The organism is Exiguobacterium sp. s130 (assembly GCF_018619055.1).
Taxonomy (GTDB): Bacteria; Bacillota; Bacilli; order Exiguobacteriales; family Exiguobacteriaceae; genus Exiguobacterium_A.
In genome coordinates this window covers 38,897-59,450 of record NZ_JACSNI010000009.1, presented here as the reverse complement: position 1 = coordinate 59,450, position 20,554 = coordinate 38,897, and the positions used below count along the sequence as shown (strand labels likewise).

The 20,554-nt window shown below is 44.6% G+C and carries 23 protein-coding genes; 19 read left to right on the top strand and 4 right to left on the bottom strand.

The features are described 5' to 3' along the window. Positions 1–1,019: 1,019 nt before the first annotated feature. Positions 1,020–2,753, top strand: a complete 1,734-nt coding sequence (locus HZS85_RS15745) for a hypothetical protein (RefSeq protein ID WP_214808562.1) — start codon at positions 1,020–1,022, stop codon at positions 2,751–2,753. Between the two features lie 161 nt (positions 2,754–2,914). On the opposite strand, the gene HZS85_RS15740 is transcribed toward HZS85_RS15745, so the two are convergent. From HZS85_RS15740 to HZS85_RS15730, 3 genes are read right to left on the bottom strand one after another with little or no spacing between them, the layout of a single operon-like run. Continuing rightward, entirely contained in the window at positions 2,915–3,313 is a 399-nt protein-coding gene (locus HZS85_RS15740; protein ID WP_214808559.1) for a protein-export chaperone SecB, read from the bottom strand. A gap of 5 nt (positions 3,314–3,318) precedes the next feature. Then, positions 3,319–3,750, bottom strand: a complete 432-nt coding sequence (locus tag HZS85_RS15735) for a hypothetical protein (protein ID WP_214808556.1) — start codon at positions 3,748–3,750, stop codon at positions 3,319–3,321. A 30-nt stretch (positions 3,751–3,780) separates the two neighbouring features. Further along, positions 3,781–4,428: a hypothetical protein gene (locus HZS85_RS15730; protein WP_214808553.1), complete on the bottom strand. Its 648-nt coding sequence runs from the start codon at positions 4,426–4,428 to the stop codon at positions 3,781–3,783. A 342-nt stretch (positions 4,429–4,770) separates the two neighbouring features. Here HZS85_RS15730 and HZS85_RS15725 point away from each other — a divergent pair, with 342 nt between their 5' ends. The 14 genes from HZS85_RS15725 (at position 4,771) to HZS85_RS15660 (ending at position 17,678) form a co-directional block, all read left to right on the top strand. Next, the gene (locus HZS85_RS15725; protein ID WP_214808549.1) at positions 4,771–5,259 is read left to right on the top strand and encodes a helix-turn-helix transcriptional regulator; all 489 of its coding nucleotides are present in this window, start codon (positions 4,771–4,773) and stop codon (positions 5,257–5,259) included. Between the two features lie 359 nt (positions 5,260–5,618). Beyond that, positions 5,619–5,807: a hypothetical protein gene (locus tag HZS85_RS15720; RefSeq protein ID WP_214808546.1), complete on the top strand. Its 189-nt coding sequence runs from the start codon at positions 5,619–5,621 to the stop codon at positions 5,805–5,807. 14 nt (positions 5,808–5,821) lie between these two features. Then, complete coding sequence (locus HZS85_RS15715; protein WP_050678812.1) at positions 5,822–6,046, top strand: hypothetical protein; 225 nt, start codon at positions 5,822–5,824, stop codon at positions 6,044–6,046. Between the two features lie 93 nt (positions 6,047–6,139). Continuing rightward, positions 6,140–7,231: a hypothetical protein gene (locus tag HZS85_RS15710; protein WP_214808544.1), complete on the top strand. Its 1,092-nt coding sequence runs from the start codon at positions 6,140–6,142 to the stop codon at positions 7,229–7,231. A 22-nt stretch (positions 7,232–7,253) separates the two neighbouring features. Continuing rightward, positions 7,254–9,623, top strand: a complete 2,370-nt coding sequence (locus tag HZS85_RS15705) for a VirD4-like conjugal transfer protein, CD1115 family (RefSeq protein ID WP_214856793.1) — start codon at positions 7,254–7,256, stop codon at positions 9,621–9,623. 12 nt (positions 9,624–9,635) lie between these two features. After that, the gene (locus HZS85_RS15700; protein ID WP_214808538.1) at positions 9,636–9,890 is read left to right on the top strand and encodes a hypothetical protein; all 255 of its coding nucleotides are present in this window, start codon (positions 9,636–9,638) and stop codon (positions 9,888–9,890) included. Between the two features lie 16 nt (positions 9,891–9,906). Further along, positions 9,907–10,323, top strand: a complete 417-nt coding sequence (locus HZS85_RS15695; protein WP_214808536.1) for a hypothetical protein — start codon at positions 9,907–9,909, stop codon at positions 10,321–10,323. Positions 10,324–10,349: 26 nt separating this feature from the next. Then, a complete protein-coding gene (locus HZS85_RS15690; RefSeq protein WP_214808533.1) occupies positions 10,350–12,254 on the top strand; it encodes a pLS20_p028 family conjugation system transmembrane protein in 1,905 nt (634 codons plus the stop codon). 4 nt (positions 12,255–12,258) lie between these two features. Continuing rightward, positions 12,259–12,570, top strand: a complete 312-nt coding sequence (locus HZS85_RS15685) for a DUF5592 family protein (RefSeq protein WP_029343412.1) — start codon at positions 12,259–12,261, stop codon at positions 12,568–12,570. Between the two features lie 4 nt (positions 12,571–12,574). Then, entirely contained in the window at positions 12,575–13,210 is a 636-nt protein-coding gene (locus HZS85_RS15680; RefSeq protein ID WP_214808530.1) for a hypothetical protein, read from the top strand. Between the two features lie 7 nt (positions 13,211–13,217). Continuing rightward, the gene (locus HZS85_RS15675) at positions 13,218–15,161 is read left to right on the top strand and encodes a VirB4 family type IV secretion system protein (protein WP_214808527.1); all 1,944 of its coding nucleotides are present in this window, start codon (positions 13,218–13,220) and stop codon (positions 15,159–15,161) included. Next, complete coding sequence (locus HZS85_RS15670; RefSeq protein WP_251136731.1) at positions 15,161–16,267, top strand: lysozyme family protein; 1,107 nt, start codon at positions 15,161–15,163, stop codon at positions 16,265–16,267. Before HZS85_RS15675 ends, HZS85_RS15670 begins: the two co-directional genes overlap by 1 nt. A 13-nt stretch (positions 16,268–16,280) precedes the next feature. Continuing rightward, on the top strand, positions 16,281–16,838 hold the full coding sequence (locus tag HZS85_RS15665) for a hypothetical protein (protein ID WP_133208775.1): 558 nt from the start codon (positions 16,281–16,283) through the stop codon (positions 16,836–16,838). After that, entirely contained in the window at positions 16,839–17,678 is an 840-nt protein-coding gene (locus HZS85_RS15660; RefSeq protein ID WP_214808524.1) for a hypothetical protein, read from the top strand. A 421-nt stretch (positions 17,679–18,099) separates the two neighbouring features. On the opposite strand, the gene HZS85_RS15655 is transcribed toward HZS85_RS15660, so the two are convergent. Further along, positions 18,100–18,267: a hypothetical protein gene (locus HZS85_RS15655; RefSeq protein WP_214808521.1), complete on the bottom strand. Its 168-nt coding sequence runs from the start codon at positions 18,265–18,267 to the stop codon at positions 18,100–18,102. 137 nt (positions 18,268–18,404) lie between these two features. On the opposite strand from HZS85_RS15655, the gene HZS85_RS15650 reads away from it, so the two are divergent. The 4 genes from HZS85_RS15650 to HZS85_RS15635 are packed head-to-tail and all read left to right on the top strand — an operon-like array spanning position 18,405 to position 20,551. Beyond that, positions 18,405–18,656, top strand: coding sequence for a hypothetical protein (locus tag HZS85_RS15650; RefSeq protein WP_214808518.1), 252 nt, complete (start codon positions 18,405–18,407; stop codon positions 18,654–18,656). Next, positions 18,649–19,809 carry a MobP2 family relaxase gene (gene mobP2, locus HZS85_RS15645; protein WP_214808516.1) on the top strand — a complete coding sequence of 387 codons (1,161 nt, stop codon included), beginning with the start codon at positions 18,649–18,651 and terminating at the stop codon, positions 19,807–19,809. Before HZS85_RS15650 ends, mobP2 begins: the two co-directional genes overlap by 8 nt. Positions 19,810–19,820: 11 nt before the next feature. Next, positions 19,821–20,276, top strand: a complete 456-nt coding sequence (locus HZS85_RS15640; RefSeq protein WP_214808513.1) for a hypothetical protein — start codon at positions 19,821–19,823, stop codon at positions 20,274–20,276. Further along, positions 20,273–20,551: a hypothetical protein gene (locus HZS85_RS15635; protein WP_214808510.1), complete on the top strand. Its 279-nt coding sequence runs from the start codon at positions 20,273–20,275 to the stop codon at positions 20,549–20,551. The genes HZS85_RS15640 and HZS85_RS15635 overlap by 4 nt, the downstream gene beginning before the upstream one ends. Positions 20,552–20,554: the final 3 nt, after the last annotated feature.

The following is a 20,554-nucleotide window of genomic DNA, read 5'->3' as shown; positions in this document are numbered from 1 at the left end:
GTATAATAAATGACCTCTCCTACATCTCCCTTTAAAACGAATCGCAATCCAACAGCAACCATAATAATGAAACCAGGAATCATTACCATATACACATAAAACATGTTGCCGGTTGCTAACGCTCCTGCATGATATAATGATTAATCTGTCGTCAAATCCTCGACCTCTTTCTTCGCGCCATATCGTTCCTTCAAACGCTTAATGCCATTCGTCAACTTCCGCATAACGTCACCCTTCTATAATTTTAAAAAATCCCGAAAATTTAGTTAAAATAATTAGACGCATCCCTTTAACATTTCTTGAAACGAGCGAATTCCCCTGTTCGCACTCCCTGTACTCATGATGTCCCCCGATACGTCACTCAATGAATTCGGCTTTAGCCCTCACAAAGGGCATCTGATTTATTCAACGTGCTCGCGAACAATGCGCTGAGGAGTTGTGTATAACCGGTTTGACTCTGTACGTATGTACCAGTGCAATTAGTAGCCATATCCCGAATGAAATAAAAAATTTTAGACTCATTCTATCAACATCGATTTTAAATATAAAATCGTAGAACGCTTAGCTTATTAGTGCTAATAAAATTTTATTAATTCTTATCGACTTCACTGAACATAATTGTCAAGAAAGGGAATCCTATAATACTTGCTTAGGAGTAATAACCGGTTCTATTTGATAGTATGGTATCATTGATGAGACTATAGCAATATTGAGGACAAAGTTTTAATCTATCAATTAAAAGTGCCTATCTTCAAGCGATCTCTCTCAAAAAATTAAGAGTACTACTGAATAAAAAAAATTGTCTTTAATGCGGTAGTAGTCGACTTTAAAAATGGTTGGTCGGATAAACTAAAGACAATATCGTCAACATTCTGATGAGTACTTTTTAACTATTCAATAAGCTTTTTATTCTAAGTATTTTCAATCTCAAATCATATATTATATATTTATTTCACAAAGTGTTTTTTAATATCCTAAATTTTAATGTTCTAAATTTATCGAGAAAGTGTGGAATGTTAATGGATAACGAAATTATAGGAAGACGTGCAGTAAACGCTGTAGAAGACATTTGTTTTGCTGATAAAAATCATAGATTGGAACCGAGAATTCCTTCTTTTGATAAAGATATTAGTTATGACGGTGGTATTGAAGTCTATACAAATGCAAGACGTATGAAATCATCATTTTTATATAAAGTACCTGTCCAAGTTAAGGGGAAAGTAGTTGAAAAATTTAGTGAAAACACTATGAACTACAGAAAAATCAATCGAGAAGATTTGGAGGTTTATCTTAGAGGTAATGGTGTATTATTTTTTGTTGTGGAAGAACATATAGAAAACAGAAACCAAAATAAGGTCTTTTTTTATCCGTTATTGCCCGCAAAAATCATCAAAATATTGAGTAAAAATCAAAAAACGTACACTTTAACATTTAAGCATTTACCTAATAACGATTGGAGCTTATTTGAATATTGTAAGTTTTTTAAAGAAAATAGTGATAAACAATCTCAAGTTAGTAATCCTCAGTTTTTTGAAAACTATGATATTAATAGCGCTTTAGATAGAAATCTCTCGCTTAAGATGTCAGTTATTGGTCCATTAACGAAAGAAGCTTTTTTTTCAACATTCAATCAAATTTATATTAATGAAAACGGAATGGATCGCCCTATCAACTTCGATATCAAAAGTCTGATTTTCAGAGAGGATATGAAATTTGTTCATAAAAGTACTGTTTACTTACTAAAAAAAAAAATAATAGAATCAGAGAATACTACAGAAGTAATTTTAAATAATGTTTTTCATATTGTTATTAAATCTAAAAATACTAATGAAGTAGACTTTACGGTTGAAACTAAAGCAAGTAGCTTAAGGGAAAAAAAAATAACATTATTTTTTTTAAAGGAATTAGAAAAATCCGGAGAAATAAATATTTTCAAAGAAATGATTTTACTGCTCGAAACGGTTATTACAAATCATCAAGTAATATATGATTTCTTTTCAATAAATGAAGAAAAAAGAATTAATTTGACTATTGATGATGAAACTGTCCAAAAATTACTATATGTAATTAAAGCTTCTAAAGAGTTTTTTAAACAAATTGATATCGACGGGTTTTACTCTTTTGCGTTCGGAGATATTCAATTATTGACATATGTAGATTTAGAAAAAAAAGTAGTATTTCCTGGATTTTCTGACGAAGTAGAAAATCGTAAAGGTCACTTTATCTGGTATGACAATGAAAAGAATAATGGCAACCCGTTATTAATATCAATTTATTATTTACTCTTTAAAGAGATGCCTTCTGACTTTATAGTTCATGAAGATTTGGACTCGGTTAAAGTTGTACGTTCTTTTGTAAAGGAATCAGATTTTAGTGATGAAAGATTTTCAGAGATTATGAATCACGTTGTTCTCAACACTATCTCAAAATATGATCTATCTAAAGATATAAGATATTTAGAAATAGCAAATGGGTTAGGAAACGAGTTAAAGCGTAAAAATCCTAATAGTCCAGAAATTATAATTAATAGTGCACAAATTGAATATAGATTTAATGAGGGCATTTTAACAGATGACACTAAGAAAAGCTTAATAAGCTTTAAAAGTGCTTATTTTGATAATTTATTTATTCAACTCGCTATTAGCATATTACTCAGAGAAGATACATCAGCGAAGTTTTTCTATTCTCAACTTGAAAAAAATGATCAGGATTATTTTTCACTATATCCAATTTTTAATTTAACTAGTTTTTAAATAGCAGACAGAACACTATTTATTCACTTTTACTTTCCTTTTTCATTGTATACAAAAAGCGATTGCTTTTTTAAATAAAAGCAATCGCTTTTAATTTGATTAGTAATACAAAAAATGTGCTCGTAAAATCCAATGAACAAATTCTTAACGATTCAATTCTATTACTCACTTTTTTTTATAAAATCTAGAATGTTTATTGGGGGTAAAATAATAGGCTCTTGATAACCAATAGAGGTTACTTGAGACACAGCTGATCTTAAGTAGGGGAATAGGATAGATAAACTATTTCTATTAAATAAGATCTCGTTTGTTACTCCATGAATATTTTCTTCTTTTTCATCTTCTTCAACTACAAAATCACCAGAAATTTGAAGCGATAATTCAAATTTTTCATCTTCAGAATTCAGATGGCATATTAGTGATACAATAGCGCTATTATCATTTATTTGTTCAACATTTGATGCCATCGCTACATTAATGTTGTTATTATCTTGAGACTGATTATTTTGTTTAAAAGACAAGTTGTCGATTCTATAGCGCTCAAATTTCAATTTTTTCATATTTATTATGCTGCTCCTAACATCATCATCGAGTCACTAGTATCTAATACATCATTGTTCGATATATTAGAATTTTTGTTGGAAATACTAATAATCGTTTTATTTAATGGACTAATTTTAAACTCTTTGAAGTTAATAGAATATTTTATATTACTGTCAAGATCAGGAACATCTGTTTCTGGAAAATCATTAAAATTTTCTATAGAAACATTTTTATCAGGAATCATATTATGTGCATTTTCTGACAAATCCTTTACTAGAACAGAAAGAAATTCTTTTTGCGGTATTGGTAATCCAAGTTCACCAATAACTTCTCCATTTTCAACAACAATTAACTTCCCTTCACCTTTTGCTTTTACATTGTATTTCACACCGTCTCTTTCAAGCTTTCTTAGTACTTTTTCTTTCATTTTCATCATACGTTCTTGTTTATTCATTTGTAATCCCTCCAAGGTCTTACGTTAATATCAACAAGCTAACCAATCTAATTGCCCTTGTTGAATGAGATCCGAGTCTCTTACAACAATTTGGCAACCATTTAACAAGTGGGTTTCTATATTGGGTACTTCTATTTCTTTAGTATCTTTCCCTTTTTTGATAGGCAAAAACATTAGAGTATTAAATATCATTGTATCGTGCTCATCATATTTACTTGGTACTGAAAAGGTTCTTTGAATAGCTTTATATTTATCATCAATTCCTTCATAACACAATGAGTTATGATACCACCAATTCCCCTCAATTTCTAGCCCTTCTGATTCAATCATTTCTTGATATTCACTTAAATGTTGATGATAATATATAGCTCCCTCACGTGTATCTAAATTTAAGAAATTTTCTTCCGGGAACTCACTTTTCCACTCAAAAACGCACCCTTTATATTTTCTTGCCTTTGTGTATTGTTTCCTTTTTAAAAGTCTACTTTTTTCATGGTATGCCCAAACTTTAGCTTGTTCTAAATCTTCTCTGAAAAAATACACACCTTCACCCATCCACTGATTTTCTCCAGTTGAGGGAATGAAGCCTTTCTGGACGATGGAATCTACGTTTGTTAAAGATGTTCCATGGTATGCTCTCATCAATATCGTTTGATTTCCGAATGAGTTTTTAGTCATTTTCTACCCTCACTTAAAAAGTACTTCTTAATACATTATAACTAAAAAAAAACTAAAAGAAAGCATCTTACATAATATAACATTTTCATTTAAAGATTTTACCTACATAAACACTAACGAAAATTAAAAGATTATTTTTACATTTTGAATACATATTCAATTTTATTAGTGTACTTTAAATTCATTAAACATTGATATAAAAACGTTTTAATAATACTTAAATTACGTAATATGTTTGATATATTAAATTATGCATTGTATAAACAGAATAATCTGCTATATTCTAACTATAACCAGGAAAACATTGTCACATGACGGTTCTCGAAGGAAAGGAGCATGTTTATGTACCGATTCGGAGAGTGGTTACGACGTGAACGTCTCGAACATGGATGGAGTCAGGTAGAGTTAGCTGAAAAGACATACGGGGAAGTATCACAGGCAGCCATCAGCGCCTATGAGCGGAATCGTTCACTTCCTTCTATCCTGGATGTCCAAATCCTTGCGACAGCCTGTGAGCAGACGCTAGGATCTATTCCTTGGGATGAGTTCGACTTAAGGATGGAGAAGAAGAGAAATTGGTCCAACCTAAAGCAAGAACGTTTCGATTTAGCAGAACTGCCACTTGCAGATTCCGTCCGCACGTTTGACGGTAAGATCTATCAGCTGCACGGACGAATTGCGATCGAACAAGAGAGTAAAGAGACGCAAGAAATTTCGCAACTCTATTACCGTATTCGGACCGTCGTCGGAGAGAATCAAGTGATTGCAAAACGAAAGCATCCGAACGATGAACTGATTCACGTATCACGTCGCAGACTAGTTCACCAGTAATAAACGCTTTATGAATAAGTATCTACTTATGAAATATCACAAACCAATGATAATAGGAATATGATTTGATGACCGTAGCAGCATATCGCTAAGGACAGTCCACACAATCATATAATGGCGTGTCCCTCACGAGTGACCGGATGAGCGGGATATACGCAGAAATGGTTTGGCGAGAGTCGCCTAAAACTCGCCCACAGGTCACATATTCGTTGAGGGTCAGCGAAAAACCCTAGACAGATGTCTGATACCGGGCATTAGAGTTCGTGGGATAACGTGCTCCAAACCCACCGCCCTGCTCGACTCCGACTGTCCTTAAGGATGTGCTGCTGCGCATCAATCTCAAGGAAGGAGTGTATGTTATGCCGACACGTGAACAGAAGCAGAACAAGACCTTTGCTGAGAAGTTGCTCCGGATCCAAGGGAAAGACTATGAGGAGTGGCTCGACGCTCAGCATCAGCTCGTCATCCAAGAAAACCAGGAACTGATCTTGGAAGCACTCGACTCGAAACTGAACTTCACATCGTCTGCATCCGCGTCACGGGATTGAGAGGAGGAAAACAGATGGGATTGAATGAAACAGGACTCAGCTTACTCCAGTTCTTTCAAGGACTCGCTGTCATCGCGGCAGCCATCGCTTTCGCAGTTGGTGGCTTCTACTTCATCTTTGGAGGAGATCGTGGACGCTCGAAAGCGGTCGGATGGCTCGTCGGTGGTGCCGTCGGTCTGATTATCGTCATGGGTGCATTCACGCTGGCGGAGATGGTCAACGACAACATCAAATTCTAATTGGACAAGTGATCCCACAGACCGTCATTCCAAAATGGATGGCTTTTTTTTATTGCTTTCGTTGCGATGTCTCGCATCAAAGGAGGAGAATGTATGCTCTTTGTTCGTTTCACGGAGGTACCGAAAGACGCCTTTCCGAACTATGAGCGTCTCCCATATGAGGAGGCGCTTTTACTATCGATCCAAATTCATCAAGAAGCTCAGCAAGCAAACGAACGGTTTGCGAGTGAGTTCCGGATCTTCGATGATGCTGACCAACTCGTCTACAAAGGGACGTTCCAGTTTGGTGACCCGACCTATTCAAATCTTTATCTGCAGCTGAAGGATCGGATTCCACGCATCCGAATCCGGAAGGAGGATGCGACGAAAAAGATCCTGTTGCTCGAGAACTTGGAACGTTTAACACCGGAATCCTACAAGACGATGACGACGTCAGCGATTCAGCAACAGCCGGATGCGACACACATCTCCCGTTTACGTCGCGGACAACGTCGTCTCGTCTACAGCGTCAGTGGTGTGAGTCTGTTGCTCCTCGGTGCGTTGTCCGTTGTCCAACTCGTGCAGCCGGATCCACCGAGCGGCGTCCAAGCGGCAACGTCAGATTGGCAACCGTTGTATGAAGCAGCGTTGATGGGAGAGACGGGTCCACTCGTCGAACGACTCGAAAAACGAAAGTCGTTGAACGATGAACAACAGCAATTCCTGATTACGCAGTATGTCGAAAAACAGGACTACAACCAAGCGGTCTCCGTGACGAAGGATCCAATCGATGTCGAGATGATCATCATGCAGTCGAAACAATTCGCGACGAAGCGTCAGGAGACGTTACAAGCCTTCCAAGCCGTTTATCCGACGGACGAAGGAACGTTCGATCTTGCTATCTTGCAGAAAGACTATAAACGCGCCGTCTCGCTTCCGGACGTCGAGATGACGACAGCTCGTCAGGAAGCCAAAACACGCGCTTACATCGCATTAAAAGATGTGACGAAAGCACAAGAGAGCGTCAAGGCGGTCCACAACGAAGAATTGAAACAGCAAGTAGCAACACTCATCCAACTGGACGAAGAGATTCAAGCACTCGAAGATCAAAAGCGCCAGTTATCAGAGAAGAAAGACAAGGAAGAACTCGAAAAGCTCAATGCGTCGCTCGAAGCGAAGCAACGACAAGCGTCTTCACTTCTTTAATGAAAGTGTGGTGACTGAAATAATGATGAATTTCTCACTTCGTTCTCTCGTTACATCCGCTTGGCTGTGGCGATGTGTTGCCTTTTTGATTGCTTTACCGACTGTGTTGTTCTTAGTACTCAACGTAGCATTTCAGTTCTTACAACAAACAATCCAAAATCTCTTTCAAGACGGGAAGTTAACGACCGGTTCCCCGCTACGATACGAATCGAGTTGGTGGACGACGCTCGCCTGGTCGACCTCCTTCGCTCTCGCTTTGTTCGGTGTCTGCTTCCTCTTAGGAGGATTTCTCTTATTGAAGTATTGGCTCAATTTCCGCGATCTCAAGGCAGCACAGAAAGGTAGTGCCCGCTTCACGACGTTCCAAGAGCTGAAACAGCAGTATCGCGATGTTCCGGACCGTAAAGAGACCTATAGCGGATCTGGTGGTGTCCCGGTTGGTCGTTATCGTGATCGTCTCTACATCGATGATAGTGCTGTCAACAATCTCGTCATCGGGACGACACGATCCGGGAAGGGTGAGACGTTTGTCTTCTCGACGATCGATCTCTACAGTCGTGCCGAACGCCAAGCGAGCTTGATTATCAATGATCCAAAAGGCGAACTGTTTGCCGCTTCCAAAGAGACACTCGAAGCACGCGGCTATCAAGTCGAAGTCCTGAATTTGATGAATCCGTCGCAATCGATGTCCTATAACCTGTTGCAGCTGACGATCGACGCCTATTTGGACGAGAACTACTCCCTCGCCCAACAGTATGCCCGTTCGGTCGCCTACATGCTCTATCATGACCCGAAGGCAAAGGATCCGTTCTGGAGCAACTCTTCGACGGACCTTTGTACCGCCTTGATTCTCGGATTATGCGAACAAGCAAAATATGAACCGGAGAAGATCACGATGTATAACGTCGCTTTGATGTTATCCGATCTCGGCTCACGCACGATCATCGATGGAATGGGACAGGAACAATCGGCACTCGACGCCTTCTTCGCATCGTTTCCGGAGAATCACCCGGCACGTATGCAATACGCGACGCTTCACTTCTCCGGTGGGCAGACGCGCGCGAGTATCCTCGCCAATACGAATGCTAAGCTCGGGATTTTCACGCTTGATGCGACGGCACGTTTAACGGCACAGAACTCACTTGATATGAAACTGATCGGTTTCAATCGTTGGATTCGTGGACGTGCCCTTCCCTTGTCACGGTTGACGTTCTACTTTCCAAGTGGAAAACAACTCGCCTTGACGACGGACGACGACGGGAGTTTTGTACTCCATCACGAAGAAATCCTCGAAGTGGATACCGATATCACCGTAGAAAGTGAGGGACAGCAGTATACCGTGTCACTCTCAGGTTGGAGAGCCGAGACGGTCGGTCTCTTCGACTGGACGACGGATGCACCGATCGACATCCGGGAGATTCGTCAGCATCCGCGCCCCGTCGCCGTGTTCCTGATCGTTCCGGACTATGATCCAACACTGAATGTCATCGCCTCACTATACGTCAAACAAGTCTATACCTCGCTCGCTCGCGTCGCCTCGCAAGCGACGAGCGGACGTTGTGAACGCCAGGTTATCTTCCTGCTCGACGAATTTGGGAACATGCCAGCGATTGAAGGGATGGCGAACATCATCACCGTCTGTCTCGGCCGGAACATCCGCTTCAACCTCGTCATCCAGTCCTACGCACAACTCGAGAACCTCTACGGGGAGGATTGGAAGACGATCGACGGGAACTGCGGGAACACGCACTACTTATTGACAGCAGATGAGTCGACGGCAGAATTGATTTCGAAGAAGCTCGGGGAGCAAACGATCGTCACGAAGTCGCGTTCCGGACAGACCTTTTCGTTTTCAAAGTCAAAGACGGAGAGTGTCGATGGTCGGCGCTTGCTGACGGCAACCGAGGTGATGGGATTGAAGGAAGGAGAGATATTGATTATCCGTGTCATCAAGCGGCAAGACAAACAACAGAAACGGATCCAGTCCTATCCTCTTTTCCTGACCGGACGAACGGCGATGAAATACCGCTATGAATACTTGGCGGATGACTTTAACACGGACCGTTCCATCAACGACCTCGTCATTCCCTGCGCGCATGCCCACCTCGATCTGAATACGCTTCGTGTCCCCTTCCATCTTGACGCCTCAGTTGCATCGAAAACGGTTGAGACGGATAAGGACATACTTGACGCAACAGAATGGCGCGTTTGCGATGTCCTGCAGCCGAAAATTCTCCGCTCGATCTTTGAGACGACCGAATACGATACGTTATCGATTGATCTGTTCGAACAAGGCATTCTTGATAAAACAATACCTGTGACGGACAACCAGCGTCACTTTTTGAAGACAATCATCAGTAAACGACTCGAGAAACTTCGGCATGGCACCTAAGGAGGGCATCATATGATAGAACTGACACGCACGGAACGCGTTCAGCGTGAACTCCGCGTCATCGCGACCATCATCAAGGAGAATAAGAAACGCCTCCGTCGCGGAGAAGTCTTAAACATCCAGACCCAGGACGGATTCCTCGTTATATTTGAGGAAGAAGACCCAGATTCAGGCGACCGAAAAACTGTTACGCTTATAGACACATTCGATTTCCGGGTTCACGTCAGTAATGGCGATCTAACGGATTCGAAACAGGTGTCATCATAGGAAAAGGGGTGGAGGCATGCAAGCGAAACGAGTACTCTCCGGACTATTGATTTCCTCTGCGTTACTTTTGGTCGGTTGTAGTGAAAATAGTGAAGCAAAGTCTCTTAAACAAGTTTCTGTAAAAGAAATTGATCAACTAAAAGATAGTGATCAAAGCAATTTCTTACTTGTCGATAGCGACAGTAAAGCAGAATTTGAGCCTTATGTAGATAAAGTGAAGGACATCGCTGAGAAAGAAGATGTACAAGTAAACTTGTTTAATCCTTTTCAACCTAACGGAAAAGATTTAGAAAATCGTGCTACAGATGAACATGGAGAATTAAAGGGTGGTCGTCTGTACAAACTAGAGAATGGTAAATTAGTTCGTTCTCTCGACCTTACTACGTTAGATGACAAGGCAATCGAAGATGAAGTAGCCTCTTTTATTAATTAAAAGCAGACAGAGAAGGGAGGACCATCATGGCTAATGGAGATTTAGCATCCAAACTGGAGGAATTTCAAGACTTACTGAGCATCAGTGATTTAGTGAGAGATGCGCTTCGTTCTATTGGTTGGCTTCTCGTTAGAGGTCTCTCCTTCATCATCGATGGTCTTGAACAGATTACAGACGACATCCTCCTCATAAAATCATTCTTTAATAATCCTCAAGTGGTTGAATTCGTTCAGACGATTCAACCTTTTTTATATGTCATTTTAGCCGGGAGCTTTTTATTCACCGGTTACTTGATGATTTTTCAGAAAAAATTTGATCGAGAAGGGTTTCTCATCAATCTGTTTATCACTTTGTTAGTTTTAGGGTTGTTATCTCCGACAATGATAAAGACAAGTGAGTTCACAGACAAAGCCATTACAAGCATCAATCAAGATGGAGTATATGAAAATCGGGATCATACTCTATCACAATCAGTGCTCCAAAAAAATATACATGATTTAGTCGAATACGATAAAACTGCTTTCAAAGATACAAAAATTAAAATTCCAAACTCTATTCCAGCAAGCCAAATCAAGAATATAGACATCAATGATGTATTTGATAGCGATGAGTATCGATTGAGTAAAGAAGGTGAAGATATTTCTCAGAACAAACTTGCTTGGAATGGGAAAGAAATGACCGAAACCGAGTTAGACCAGAGCGGTGTTGAATGGAACAACCAGTACTACTATCGGTATCATCCGAACTGGCTGACGATCCTTGTCACGCTTGGCGTGATGGGCTTCACTCTTTTCTCGATTGCCTACAAGCTGGCTCGACTTTCGTTCGAGTTGGCTTTTAATTATGTTTTAGCGATTTTAGTCGCCCCTGCTGACTTACACAGCGGACAAAAGACGAAGAAGGTCATTCAAAGCATCCTGAATACGTTCCTCGTCATTATCTTGATTTTCGTCTCAATTAAGCTCTACACAATTGGGACGGCTTATCTTGCTGATACACTCGATGGTCTTGCCTATTTGATCGCATTGATTGCTTTCTCTGCTGCCTTGATTGATGGACCGAACATGGTCGAACGCCTCTTCGGGATCGATGCGGGTCTGAAACGCGGGTGGGGTGTCGCACTTGGTGCGTATGCTGTCGGGAAAGGAACGGCAAAAGTAGGGGCTCGTGTCGCTGGACAGACGATGAAGAGGACATCACAACCAACTACCCCATCCGCCTCAGAAGCTGCCAGTACAAAGTTACCACCGAATCCGCCATCAGGTGGTGGCACACCGACGGGTCGTCCGGATCGTTCGTCTGACAGTTTGCCAGTTCGTTCGCAAGTACAAGAGCGCACTTCACGATCAACCGGACAAGAGAACCAGCGCATTGAATCCACTGATTTATCGACGCACGACACGAATTTGGAGAGTCCGACTGCAACAACATCAAAAGAGTCCATGCCAAGCCGTTCGAACTCCGTCTCACCACAATCACCTGCGACTACTCCGTCATCATCGCAAATACCTGTTTCACAACCGAAGATGCCCGATGGATCGATGAAGGCACAACCAACTACTTCATCTGATGCGTTCAATACCTCTGAAACAACTGTCGCATCGCAACCTACTTCACCGTCGGAACAACCTATTGGAACACGTGCACCTAATCCATCTTCTATTCACTCAGGATCAACATCTAACACGACACCTAAAGAGACAGCACATACTCTACCCTCTTCAGGCGCGAGCAATTCTTCACCTTCTATCACTGAGTCGCAAGAGATATCATCCGGAACACAGCGGCAACGAAAGTCGATCTATCAGACACTGGAGACGACGACACAAAAAGAACTCAAGCATGTCGAACAAACGCAGACACGTGTGACGTCAGAATCGTCCCGGATGTACTCGACCGATGTCCCGCGTCTAGACCCGAAAAAGGAGTGAGACCATGCAACAGCGCCAGTACCGGATTCCGAACGAAGTCACGACCGAGCTGAAGATCAATAAGATGCTCTATCTCTATGATTTACTGTTTCTCGTCGCTTTGATCATCGTCCGGTTGATTGCCCTGCCGTTCATCCCGGACGCCTTACATCTGCCATTCACATTCTTCCTCGTCGCGTTCGGACTCTTCCTCGTCATCCGACCGACGACGAATCCAGAGAAACGGATGATTCACGTGCTCTATTACGCGCTGATGAAGAAGAAAGACACGTATATCGCATTGACAGACGGTAAGGACGGATCGAAAGGAGCGTGATGGCATGAGTTTATCGGAAGAGAAACGATCTAAAACAATTCCGACGACAGACATTACTTGGCTCGATGAGATGCAATTGACGACACCTCCAACACGGAAGGAAAAACGCATCCGGATCCCGCCTTCTGTCGCCTCTCTGCTACCAATCATTGATGCCACGGCGCTCGATGGGTTCGAGATGCAGGACGGGACATTCTGCGACATCATTCAGCTGACTTCAAAGGATATCTACGGGTTGTCCGAGACGGAGAAGGACCATGATATCTTCTCCCTCGCCTATCTGTTGCAGGCATATATTCATCCGTTGAAGGTGATTCCGCTCAATACACCACTTAATTTGGAGAAACAGAAACAGCGTATCGAACGACAGCTACGGCAGAATCAAAACACCGCCTATCGCCCGTTCCTGCAGAAGAAGAAACAGGAACTGATCTACCTCGAGGAGCATCGCACCAATCGCGACTATCTCCTCTTTTTTTATGCCCCGGATGAGGCGATGCTGCGGGAACGAAAGCATCAATTGACGAAACTACTTCGACGCAGCAACCCGATGGTCGAACTGACGCTCGAACAGAAAATGCATGTGTTGTTCCAGCTGCACAACCCGAATACGAAACCGACTCAGGACGGAAAGGAGTGATGATGTCATGTGGCGCACACGTTTCCTACGGAAGCAGGACCCGGAGACAATCAAACGACAGAATGGCTACAATCCGACGTTCGTCCAAACCATCCAACCGCAAGGCGGAATTCGCTTCGAGCCGAACTATGTCCGGACCGGCGACGGGTACCTCGCCTGCCTCCATGTCTATAAGTATCAATCGACCGTCTACGACTTCTGGCTCGAGCCGATCCTCAACCTCCCCGGTGTCCTGACGACGCTCGACATCGGGACGGCGGATAAACGGGAGATGATCCGGACCATCAACAAATCGATGGCCGAGCAGAATACGCGCTACGAGAATGCGAAGGATAATGTCGACCGGATTGATGCACGCGAGACCTACAAGGAACTGAATGAACTCTACGAACAGATCACACAAGGCGAGACGATGAAGTATCTGCATCTCCGTCTCTACGTCAAAGCGAAGACGCTCGAAGCACTCGAACGCCAAGTCCAGGACGTGATGGAGGAACTGGAGGCGCGGAACTTCCGCGCAACCGTCTTCCTGAACGAACAGGAATGGGAATGGCAGAGCCTGTTCCTCAGCTACGAGCAACAACAAAAACTACCGAACCGACGTCGTGGCAAAGAAATTCCATCGCTCTCGATTGCAGGAGGTTATCCGTTCCACTTCACGTCGCTACAGGATCCGACCGGGACCTACTACGGGACGACCGACACGAACGGGAGCGTCATCTTCGACTTGTTCCACAAGGACAAGCAACGGAAGTTCTACAACGCCTTGATGATCGGCAAGATGGGATCCGGGAAATCGACCTTGCTCAAGAAGACGGTTCTCGATCAAGCCATCAAAGGCAACCATGTTCGCATCTTAGACGTGACGGGCGAGTTCTCCGACCTCGTACGACAGCTCGGTGGGAAGGAAATCGCACTTGACGGTTCCGCCGGACGGATCAATCCACTCCATGTCTATAAGACGGTGACGCATGCCGACGGATCGGCGGATGAGGCGCTCTCGTTCATGCAACACCTGTCGAAGATTGCGGTCTTCTATCACTACATCAATCCGGCAGCTACGCAGGAAGAAGCGAACGAGTTCGAAATCCTGCTCCGGCAACTCTACCTCGAGAAAGGGCTCTGGAATGAGGACGGTGACGCACCGATCACGACGCATCCGGCAAACACCTATCCTGTCTTCTCCGACTTCCTAGCGCTCGTCCGCTCTGAATTGTATGTGGACGTTACGCGGACGACGATCCGCGAGACAATCAGTACGAACCGTATCCGTCGTCTTGAGAACATCGAGCTCGCGATCACGAATCTCGTCCACAACTACGGCAATATCTTCGATGGGCATTCCTCGATCGAGCGGTTCGATGAGGAAGCGATCGTGTCGTTCCCGCTACGCAACCTGACCAATCTGAAGGACGAAATCTTTCAGGCACAGGTCTTCAATCTGATGAACATGCTCTGGGACGGGATGATCCTCAACGGTGCCGGACAACTCCGTAGTTACAACCAGGGCGAGCTGTTGATCGAGGATGCCTTCAAGTATCTGATTGTCATCGATGAGGCGCATCATCTAATCAATACACGCGATATCGCCCAACCCGCAATCCTGTACCTACAACAGTTCATGCGCGAAGCACGGAAATACTTCGGTGGCATCTTCTTCGCTTCCCACTTGATTACGGACTTCGTCCCGACTGGCTCGAAGTCGGAGAACGCAGAGAACGTCAAGACGTTGTTCCAGCTGACGCAGTATAAGTTCATCGGCGAACAGGATGCCGAGAGCATCCCGACGATCCAGACCGTCTTCGACGGACAGTTGACGGAGAGTGAGACGCGGTTGATCCCGTCGCTCGAGACGGGACGGATCGTCCTCAGTATCTCCGGTGTGAAGACGCTGATTTTCGATGTCGATGTCTCACCCGAGGAGTTGACCTTGTTCGGAGGTGGTGCCTGATGTGGAGTACGGTCCGGCAGTCGGCACGTGTCGCCGTCCGGATGAAATGGCGACTCCTGACTTTGAAGTATCGTCTGATTGCCCTCGGGATCGCGCTTCTGCTCCTTCTACTGATCATCATCGTCGCAGGGATTCTCGATACGTTGACCGGGATCGAGAACGAACAAGCAACGGAGACACCGATCGCTTACTCGGACGCAAGCCTACAAGTCAGTGATGATGTTCTACAATACCGGGAAGCGATTTCGCGTGAATTGAAGAAGGAGCAACTCGAGGGACAGACGAACGTCGTCCTTGCGTTGATGATGCAAGAAAGCGGTGGACGCGGGAACGATCCAATGCAAGCGAGTGAATCGAAGTGCGGACGGATTGGTTGCATCACCTCTCCTGACGAGAGCATTCGTTACGGCGTGAAGCACTTCGCATCTGTCTTCCGGCAAGCGAACAAGGACGTCAAGCTGACGCTCCAGAGTTACAACTTCGGCGGTGGTTTCATTGATTACGTTCAAGAAAACGGAGGACGCTATACGAAACAACTCGCGATTTCTTTTTCCCAGATGATGTACCAACGCGTCAAGAAGAGCGGCATCTATCAATGCCATCGTCCGAGCGCAATCGAGCATCAAGCCTGTTACGGTGACATCGAGTATGTCGATGCCGTCCTCCGTTATCTGACACCGACGGTACTGGCAGAAGGCAAGACGGGACCCATCAAAGGAAAACTTCATGCTCCGCTCGACATCCCGCTGCAGATGACGTCGGGGTTCGGATCACGGATTGTTTTCGGAAAGACGGACGTTCATACGGGGATCGATTTCAGTTGTCACGATACCGATACCGTCCACGCCGTCCGTTCCGGTACCGTCACCTATAGTGGTCTACGCGGACCGTATGGGCAGTTGATTCAAATCAAACAGGGCGACTGGATTACCGCTTACGCCCACCTTTCCGCACGTCAGGTTAAGACGGGTCAGAAGATTGAGGCTGGGCAGGCGATCGGGATGTGTGGTTCGACCGGACGTTCGACCGGGAATCATCTGCACATCGAATTTAAGACGAGTGATTGGTCCGGTCACATTGATCCGGCACCACTGTTTTCGCTATAGGGAGGGATGAACTATGGCATTGACGAGTCGTCATCTCCTATGGCTCGTGTTGTTCTGTCTGCTGCTGTCAATCAGTGCCAATGTCTATCAATATCGTTCGATGGCAGCAGATGAATCGCATCGAATCGTCGAGAAAGACGAGAAGAATGTGTTACCAAAAACGACGGTGTCAGATCCGTCCATCTCAACTAATGAACAAGAGCAAGAACAAAATTCAATCATTTCGAAGAGCGCGGAACGCTTTATCACGTTCGCCTTCACATGGGAGGATGGGACCTATCCAACACGCAAACGACAAGCCGATCAGTATATGTCGGAGTCCATCAAACAAACGTTGTTCGCGAGTAGCGGAAGCGATAACAAGTTCACCGCCTCCGTCTCGGACATCGAAGTCTTTCCAAATCGGGACGATCCAGAGCATTGTCTCGTCCGCTTCAAACGGACATTGACGATCGATGCCAATGGTTATGAAGAGACGTCTGAAGAATTAGTTGAACTGACCTTTACGCATCAAGATAAACGTTACGTTGTCGATCAGATGAAGAGCCTTCAAACGTCAGGAGGTGTCTAAATGCATCCAGGAAAGCGAAAGACGCTTACCCGTGATTGGTCACGACTGTACCTCGGAACAGGTCTGTTCTTCCTGATCGGCTTTCTGTTTTTCGGCTTCTCTTCCCTTTTCTTTGCCGAGGAACAACCGATCAATGCGACACCCATCGGCGAAGAACAACGGTTAACGAATGGACAGACCGTCACGCTTCTCGATTGGTCCCATGATGTGCAGCGAAAACAAATGCGCATCCGTCTCCGGTTCGATCAACCTCAAGATTACGCGACGAGACTTGTCACGCGTATCGCTTATAAGGAACGCCCGACGGATGAGCAACGCGTCCGTGTCGTCTATCAGCAGGACGAGCACTACATCTTTGAAATCGAAGATGTACCGCGTGACTTTGATCAACTAGCACTCCGCTTGTATGTCATTAAACCTGAACAGTCACTCGAGAAGCTGAGTGTGACGAAGCGAGAAGATGCGCTCGTCGAATCACTCTATATGGATCAACGACGTGTACTAAAGACGTCACTTTCTAAACAACAAGCGGACGATTATGCACAACTTTTTCTCGCTGACGAGCACCTACAAAGTCAAAAACGGATCAAGAACATGAAGCGCGAACAGACGGAACTAGCTTCTCTCATCCAACAGATTGAACAAGACATTGAGATGAAACAAGCCACCTTACCCGACCTGACACTCGATGAACAAGTCGAACGTGAGGATGAAATCTTCAATCTGAAGCAAGACAAAGAAGACGCACTGTTACGACAAATGGAATTGAAAAAACAACTCACGCAAGAAGAAAAAAGACAAGATCAGCTGCGCATTAAAGCACGTGAAATGAAATGGTAAGGTGGCAAACACCGTGCCAAAATGCGGTTTTTAGTGGCACGCGGTGTGACCTTTTGGCGATTTTGATGATATCAGGGAAACACTAGGCTCCGCCTAGGCTAGCACGCTGAGTGATAGCAGTTTCCCCTTATGCTCTTTTTCATGATTTTAGATCCATTTGCTTTTTACTGCTTCTGATTTTTGGCTGGAGAACTTGATCGTTCTTCTATCGAGTCCAATAAAAAAACGAGCATCTCGGCTCGTTGAATGTGTTCTAGGATTATCTTTTTAACGACTCAAATACTTTCAACATGACATAAAACGAACCAAAACTAAAAGCTAATCCGAACAGCGCGAGCACCCAAACCGACATCTTCCATCCCCTCCTCTCATCCTTATACAGCATTCAAAAGAGTGAGGTTTCAACAAATGGAAAAATTTATTAATTCATACCGAGTGATTCTTTCTTTGCACTAGAAGCGTCACTCATATCAACTGAGACAGATTCACGTGTGCGTGTCTTCGCATACAGGATTTTTAAAAGTTCCACGATCAAGGAGACGCTCACGGCTTCTCCAAATGCGTAACCGTGTTCGATGATGGATTGCATATGTTTCCTCCGTTCTTTGTCTAAGTAGGATAACCTTTCTCACTTCTAATGACAGGAGGAACAAAGCAATTGTTCGAAAGTCATTTAACTTTTTTAGAACATTGAGACTCACTTTTGTAATGGAAGGAGGAAGACGAATGGATCTCTTGATTCGTGACATCGACCCCCGATTCGTCAAACAACTCGACGAACAGGCGGAGAAACAGATGTGTTCTCGACAAGAATTATTGAAAGGATTGCTGACCACTTGGTGCTCGGACGGTGTCCAATCGACTCAAATCACGCGCCTCGAACGACAGCTCGAAGCGAATACCTTGCATCTCAAGCGGAGTGCAACCGAACTCGAACTCTTGACTACACTCTTCCGTGAGGTGATGCAGGATGAGTAACATTCCCGGCGTCATCATCAAGTCGAAGTTCAAGTTGCCGCAAGCAAACCGACGTGCGCGGCGTTACACGACCTACCTCAGCTACATCGATCGTCCGGAGACGAAAGCACAATCGCATCAATTCGAGAACTACCACGACTATATGGAAGACGAACTGAAATCAAGTGGTCTCTTCACAGCGACGCAAGACCGATTGAATGCGAGGGAACGAGAGCAGTTACGCGATATCTTCCGACGGGCACAAGAGAACGGTAGCATCCTCTGGCAGGACGTCATCTCGTTCGATGAATCGTGGTTACAGGAAGTCGGTGTCAAAGAAAATCGTTACATCGATGAACAACGGTTGATGCAGGCGACACGGAACGCGACCGCGCTGATGATTGAAAAGGAACAGATGATGCATGCGACATGGACCGCCGCCATCCACTACAACACGGACAACATCCATGTCCATGTCGCGACAGTCGAGACGATGCATCCACGCGAACGTGGCAAACGGAAACCGAAAACGATTGAGAAGATGAAGGCACAAGTCGTCCATACGCTTGCCAATCGGACACGGGAACAGGAGAAGTTGAATGCCTTCATCCGTGATGAAGTTCTCGCGCACAAACGAAATCATGCAACACTATCCGTTTCAAATCGCGTGCTACATCCGGAACTTGTACGTCAGTATAAAGCGATTCAGAAACGACTACCGGACGATAAGCGCCAGTGGTATTACAACCTGAACGGCATGCAAGAACTGCGTCCTTCACTCAATCAATTGACTGACACGTACCTTACGACGCACTTCGAGAAAGAACACGCCACGTTCAAGCAACGACTCGATACGGAAGTCGCATTCTACGAGCGAAGTTACGGATCGGCATCGCAAGCAGCGACTTATCGGAAGACGAAAGAACAGGATCTCTATACACGAATGGGAAACGCCATCCTGTCCGAGATGCGTGAATCAGATAAGTCGTTCCCGAAGCCTACGAAGGGGGATACATCCTCACCTAAACAAAAAATCCGATCAGCGTTTCGACGTGAACGGATCATGCAAGAGACACTCTATCGGATCGGACGACACATGAATGATGAATGGGACCACATCAAGAATCAGCGTGCGTTTGAACAACTTGAACAGGAAGTCCAACACGAAAGGTAAGGTGACCGGCAATGGAGGAAACAAAACAAGTCCGGATCAAGATGAGTGCCGTGACCGCTGAATTTTTAGAGGAATACCGGGAAAGAGAACGGTTGTCCGGGATCGGTCCGGCAATCGATCATATCATCCGCGACTATCAAGAGATGATCAAAAAGCAATGGGATTTGAACTATGTCAGTCGTTCCGTCTCGAAACAAATCGAGCAAGAGTTGACGTCGTTCTGGGAAGAACAGATCACGAAAAGTCTTTCTCCGTTACGAAAGAGCGTCCAACAAACAGACCTTCAGACACAGGTATTGATCGAACTCGTACAAGCCTTGATGCAGACGGAAAGCATCGAAGACATCATTCCGACGACCGAATACCGTCCCTCGTTTCTTGAGACGGCAGAGACGGCTGTAAGAAAGCGAATCGACCAACGAAAGCAACATAAGCATTCAGATGAAGAAAGGATGATTCACAAATGAAACGACTCGAAGCCTTCACACTCGCGACATTTCTCGAATTGCATCCGACCCACGTCACCGTCATGATTCATCAAGCGCGCTACGACATTCCTTTTTCACAGGAGGAACACGCGCTACTGCAACTCTTACAGGAAGAACCCATGGTATTACTCCCGGTATCACGTAATCGCCATCATCTACTACTCGATCGACTGGCTACCGATCCGATGGTATTAGAAGAGTTGAACGATTTTGAAGGTGCTGCTGATTCATCCGTTTCGTCGGAAGGGGCGTGAGTG